This is a genomic window from Paenibacillus sp. 01L418, assembly GCF_056400045.1.
In genome coordinates this window covers 1-5385 of sequence record NZ_JBFTSN010000424.1, presented here as the reverse complement: position 1 = coordinate 5385, position 5385 = coordinate 1, and the positions used below count along the sequence as shown (strand labels likewise).

At 38.8% G+C, this 5385-nt stretch carries 7 protein-coding genes; 3 read left to right on the top strand and 4 right to left on the bottom strand.

From position 1 onward, the window contains the following. The 3 genes from AC1DSE_RS29420 to AC1DSE_RS29410 all read right to left on the bottom strand — a co-directional run. The coding region (locus AC1DSE_RS29420; protein WP_477528640.1) for a heavy metal translocating P-type ATPase at window positions 1-979 on the bottom strand (979 nt) is incomplete at its 3' end. A gap of 24 nt (window positions 980-1003) precedes the next feature. After that, a complete protein-coding gene (locus tag AC1DSE_RS29415) occupies window positions 1004-1204 on the bottom strand; it encodes a copper ion binding protein (protein WP_477511900.1) in 201 nt (66 codons plus the stop codon). Window positions 1205-1459: 255 nt separating this feature from the next. Further along, complete coding sequence (locus tag AC1DSE_RS29410; RefSeq protein ID WP_477511901.1) at window positions 1460-2086, bottom strand: chitinase; 627 nt, start codon at window positions 2084-2086, stop codon at window positions 1460-1462. Window positions 2087-2664: 578 nt separating this feature from the next. Here AC1DSE_RS29410 and AC1DSE_RS29405 point away from each other — a divergent pair. Next, window positions 2665-3012: an EamA family transporter gene (locus tag AC1DSE_RS29405; protein WP_477511902.1), complete on the top strand. Its 348-nt coding sequence runs from the start codon at window positions 2665-2667 to the stop codon at window positions 3010-3012. 77 nt (window positions 3013-3089) lie between these two features. After that, the gene (locus AC1DSE_RS29400) at window positions 3090-4004 is read left to right on the top strand and encodes an apurinic/apyrimidinic endonuclease family protein (protein WP_477511903.1); all 915 of its coding nucleotides are present in this window, start codon (window positions 3090-3092) and stop codon (window positions 4002-4004) included. Between the two features lie 49 nt (window positions 4005-4053). On the opposite strand, the gene AC1DSE_RS29395 is transcribed toward AC1DSE_RS29400, so the two are convergent. Further along, window positions 4054-4668, bottom strand: a complete 615-nt coding sequence (locus AC1DSE_RS29395) for a TetR/AcrR family transcriptional regulator (protein ID WP_076265770.1) — start codon at window positions 4666-4668, stop codon at window positions 4054-4056. 172 nt (window positions 4669-4840) lie between these two features. Between AC1DSE_RS29395 and AC1DSE_RS29390 the strand changes: the two genes are divergently transcribed. Beyond that, a partial coding sequence (locus tag AC1DSE_RS29390; protein WP_477528639.1) for an SDR family NAD(P)-dependent oxidoreductase occupies window positions 4841-5385 on the top strand: 545 nt, incomplete at its 3' end.

Here is a 5385-nt window from a genome sequence, read left to right as displayed (position 1 = left end):
CAGTAAGCACTTCCTCGACAGGAATCGTTAGATCTTGACCATCACGAATGACTAACGCCGTCTTGGCTTGTAATCCCATTAGTGTCTTGATTGCTTCAGAAGTACGCCCTTTCGCCAAACCTTCAAATAATTTACCGAGAATAACGAGTGTAATTAAAACTGCGCTTGTTTCATAATACATGGATGGACTGTGGTGCATATTTCCAGACATCGTTGCCCAATCTATTGTCAGGTATAGGCTATAAAAGTAAGCAGCTGACGTGCCTAGAGCTACCAGAACATCCATATTGGCACTTTTGTTGCGAAGTGCTTTGTAAGCTCCAACATAAAAATGTTTTCCGACATAAAATTGAACCGGAGTTGCAAGTGCAAGCTGAAACCAAGGATTCATAAAAATTTCTGGCATCCAAATCCATGATGTAAATGAAAAATGAGTCACCATGGACCAAAGCAGCGGCAGCGACAAGATGGCAGATATGAGAAGCTTGCGCTTTTGTTGTTTAATTTCTTTTTGACGATGCTCAGCCGGATCGCCGACCTCTTGTTTTGGCACTGCTTTGTACCCGAGTTTCTCGACTCGTTCTTGCATATCTGACAAAGTTACATCTGATGGATTGAATTCTACATGAGCAGTTTCTATTGCGAAATTGACGGTAGCATTCGTGATACCAGGCAGTTTATTTAATGCTTTCTCTATTTTAAGTGCACAAGCTGCGCAAGTCATCCCAACTAGCTGCAAATCAACGCTTTCCTTAGCCGTGCTGTACCCAAGCTTCTGTATGCTTTGTTCCATATTTGCAACGTTTGTTTTGCTTGGATCATAAATAACGGTAGCACGTTCCATTGCAAAATTTACATTCGCTTCCGAAACTCCTTCAAGCTTATTTAATCCTTTCTCAATCCTATTCGCGCAAGCTGCACAAGTCATCCCAATAATTTGCAGGGAAGTTTGCTTCGTATCTGAGCTAGTCGCTTCCATGATGATCACCTCTTTTTTTCTCGATTAATGAACTTCATATCCTTGTTCTTCTATGGTTTCCTTGATCGTTTCAAGTGTTATCTTACTTTCGTCGAACACAACTTGAACCGATTCACTCGCCAGATCCACTTTTCCTTGTGCACCTATCGTCTTTAAAGCTCCTTCGATGGAATTAACACAGTGATTACAAGACATTCCTTCAACATTTAATGTTACATTTTTCATTGTTCATATCTCCTTTATGTGAATCATTTATTTTTAACTTTGTATTGAAAATACAATGTTTAAGAAGTTTATTGCTCTTTCTCGTAAATACACTATACCCCCCTACCGTATATTGTGTCAATTATTTTATCTATTTTCTTTCTATATTGTGTCATTGACCATTTGCTTACTCCATCTGAAACAGAGCAATTTGCACAAAATACATAGTATGTTATCCCTTTTGATTATTTCATTTAAAAGTTAAACTGGAAGAAATTAATAAAACGCTTCTAATCTAAGCACCATGATGGTAATGCCAAACCCTGGCTGCTTTAAACCTTTTTCAATATCCTCTTTCGATGGCTTCCATTTGTTCACGATAACATCATGAGCTGATGGCTTAGGCGCCTGCGGTGTCATCCAAAATAAAATAGCAGTCATGAAACCAACCTTACCGTCCGCTACGACGATTTCAGGATTGCTAAGAAGGACATTTTTGTCTCCATAAATAATAGAGCTGAACAAGCCGTAGTTGAAATTCCAACTCAACATGATCGGTCCACGTCCATAATAACGTTTGCCCGTTACGCCCGGATAGAGAGCACTGCTTGCTTCATCCACGAAAGCGGATTCATTTACACCCGTTCTTCCAGCAATATTTTCATTCCAGAACAGTCCCCACTTCAGTTCACCGCCAGGTGCTGTAGCCCAGCCTCCGCCAGTCTCATGTGCAAGATTGGCAAGAAATGCGGCGAGCTCACGCTTACGATCTTTCTTAAAACCCTCCTTGAGGAATGTGCCAAAATCGATGACAACCGTTTCAATTTCTTTCTTCAAATTGTCTGGCAAATTAAACTCGGCCGAACGGGAGATCAATGTCTCGATTCTAGCATCCTTATCCAATCTATGTACTTCCTGAGCGCTGTTGTCTCCTTTGCGTGTGCTAACCTTTAACTTAAGATTTGACACCTCAGTTACAGCAGCGATCAAATGATCATAAGAGAAATAATCCGATTGATCTTCTTTAAAATACTCCTTGCCTTTAGCTACTTTATACCATTCTAGAGAACCTAAGCGGTTTGGAAACAGTTCTTCGTATATTTTTTGAGGAAGAACTGCTTTAACCGCGTCTACAGCACTTTCAGGCGTATATTCTGGATCAATCCCATCCCATACCCTTTCAATCTCCTTTAACGATAAAAAATGGTTTTCACCAACCGCAAGTGTGCTTCCTTTGTAAGTAATAGCATTATGAATCGCTTGTAAATAGTTCTTACCTCCTGTACGAAAATGATTTCGTTGATTATTAATGATGATTATTTTAATTCAGCTCGATTTTTCAAGTATTCTGTCAGATTAAATCTTTGTCATGGATAAAAAAGTTGGCTTCAGGAAACATTAATCGACGAAAGCGATCAAAGATTTTTAACATGCAATTCATAAAGAAACAAACGAATTAAACAACAATATTGGAGGTTCTTATGGCTTACCTGTATAGCTTCGCGCTTCTATTTGGAGGATTGTTTGTAGTTAATTTTATTTTTTCTTATCAAGGGAAACATATTGAACCCCAATTTTGGTCAACTTTAAAGTTTCAATTGCTAATGTTACCCTTCTTTTTAATGGCTAATTTATCTATTGGTTATGGTGTAAAGTATGGTCTCAAATCTTCCGGGAATCTTAGCTTTACTTTAGTAGCCGCTAAGTGTTTGGAAATTTTGATTTCGTTAATTATGGGGTACTTTTTTCTAAAAGAATTCCCCAATTGGAAAAACTGGGTTGGCTTAGTGATTATCGTTATTGGGCTGTTCCTCGTTAAACAAAAGTAGCCACTTCCATAAAAAAGAAAAATTTATGACTTCAATAACAGGAAAATGGGGTTTTCTGTCGAATTGTAATGACGTCTATGGAAGAGGAGGAGATTTTCATCAAACAATTTATGATCGGGCAATACGGAGGATTCGATGACCGTAAATATGAAAAGGATTTTAGAGATAGTTTTTACGGGATTGAAGCATGTTTGTTCCATACCCATGAAGATTATTTAAAGCTTGTTGAAGAAGCAAAAAAAAGAGGGTTTCATATCGGAGTACATTTTCCTATGCGAGCTAATGCTTCAAGACTAAGAGATGCATTAATTTTATCCTTAGATGATAAGATTAGAACTGACGCATTCAACAATATCGAAGAAGAGCTGAATTATTTAGCAACAGCCCCACTTGATTATATTTTGTTCCATTATCCTAAACCAGTCCTATTGGATGACAGCGTCAACTGGGATACATGGAAATTTACGAATAGCACGGAATACATTTTAGAAAGCAATTATTGTTTTGAGCAATTTGTTGAAAAAAGCGAATACCTTTTCAACTGGCTTACGGAAAAAAGCGAGCAATATCATTTCACCCCATTACTGGAGTTTGACGCACTAAATAAGTATATCTATGATACGGATTTCTTGGAAAATTTGCTTTTAAAGTACCCGAAAATTAAGCTGTGCCTGGATACGGCAAGACTATTTCATCAAGAGAGGTTAGATCCTTCGTTAGATGCAAGAAAAATATTTAGAAAGTATACGAAATATGCTGCTTCGATTCATTTGTCAAACATGCAAATTACCGATACCATTCAAAATAGACATCATCCGGCACTCCCCGAACTCAGTCCCGATGAGGGATGGGCACCGATAGAAGATTATTTGAACATTATTAGAGAAGAAAATAATAAAGTAAGGATCATGTTCGAGCACAGATCTGATCGTATTAGCGAACAACAATTAGAAAGCTGTTATTTATGGGTAGACAGCATTCTCAATAAATAAGATTCACCTATAAGCTGCCATACTGATTAGAGGCAGCTTTTTCATTGCCTTATGGAATGACATATGTACGCAAATTGAAAACCTGACTAGAAGCCATCGTTATTTTCAGCATCTGCCGTGAAATTTCTTCCTCGGTTTGCCGCATGCCATTTTGAAGCCAGTATTTATATATTCCTATAGCCCCTCCAACAATCCAGTTCACAAGCAGGTCCGATTCAATTTCCGGATTCTGCTGCCCCATCCGGCGTACTAATTGAAGCAAAGATTCAAACATTTGATCATGAAGTCGATCCGAGAAGTTAAGAACGCCATTTCCAAGCAGCATGATGCTATAGAAATCGGAATGTTTTTTTATATGACCAACGGATAGCCTGATCGTCTTCATATATTCAATGGACGGTCGCTTTGACGCTGGAAATTCTGTAACGCCTTCAATAATATCGGCGTATTCAGTTAGCACGTCTTCAATAAGCTCCATAAGGAGCTCATCTTTCGTTGAGAAATGATCATAGTAGGTCACGCGGTTTACACCCGCTATTTCTGTAACTTCTTTAATTTTTATTTGGTTATAGCTTTTGACAGCCATCAGTGATAACAGYGCTTCTTTGAGAAATGTACGGGTGCGGACACCACGTACATCTAAGGTATTGTACACTTTTGTCATTTGCTCAGCCCCTCGTTCATTCACATGCTTGTTGAACTAATTTATACCTTAAACGACATTTTGACTCGAAATGTCATAGTAATAATCACTTAACTTGTTATCCTAAGTATATACGACAGGACGTCGTCAAATAAAGAAAGAACCAATCTGCCTAGTCGAGAGGATGATACAAATGAAATTACAAGGAAAAACAGCCGTAATCACAGGCGCAGCGTCAGGTATGGGCAAGGAAATGGCATTATTATTCGCACAAGAAGGTGCTCAAGTAGTTGTAGCCGATATTAATGAAGCGGCAGTAACTTCTGTTGTTGAGGAAATTAATTCATCTGGTGGACAAGCCAAAGGCGTAGTTACAAACGTTACAAAGGAAGAAGACGTTGCTCGAATGATTGACACTGCAGTAAATGATTTTGGCAAACTTGATATATTAGTAAATAATGCAGGTATTATGGATCAAATGCTGCCCGCAGAATCCGTTACCGATGAAATGTGGAACAGAGTAATGGACATTAACGTGACTGGTCCTATGAGAGCTATTCGCAAAGCTATTCCCCTCATGACGAAGCAAGGCCATGGCGTCATTATTAACACAGCCTCTGTCGGCGGTCTATTTGGTTCACGTGCAGGCATTGCTTACACGGCTTCCAAGCATGCTGTTGTTGGCATTACCAAAAATGTAGGGTTCCAATATGGCAAGCTCGGCATTCGATGTAATGC

What these genes read in the sequence shown, in the direction of transcription:
- AC1DSE_RS29415 (WP_477511900.1), bottom strand. Translation starts at nt 1,204, where the DNA reads ATGAAAAATGTAACATTAAATGTTGAAGGAATGTCTTGTAATCACTGT.
- AC1DSE_RS29405 (WP_477511902.1), top strand. Translation starts at nt 2,665, where the DNA reads ATGGCTTACCTGTATAGCTTCGCGCTTCTATTTGGAGGATTGTTTGTA.
- AC1DSE_RS29400 (WP_477511903.1), top strand. Translation starts at nt 3,090, where the DNA reads ATGGAAGAGGAGGAGATTTTCATCAAACAATTTATGATCGGGCAATAC.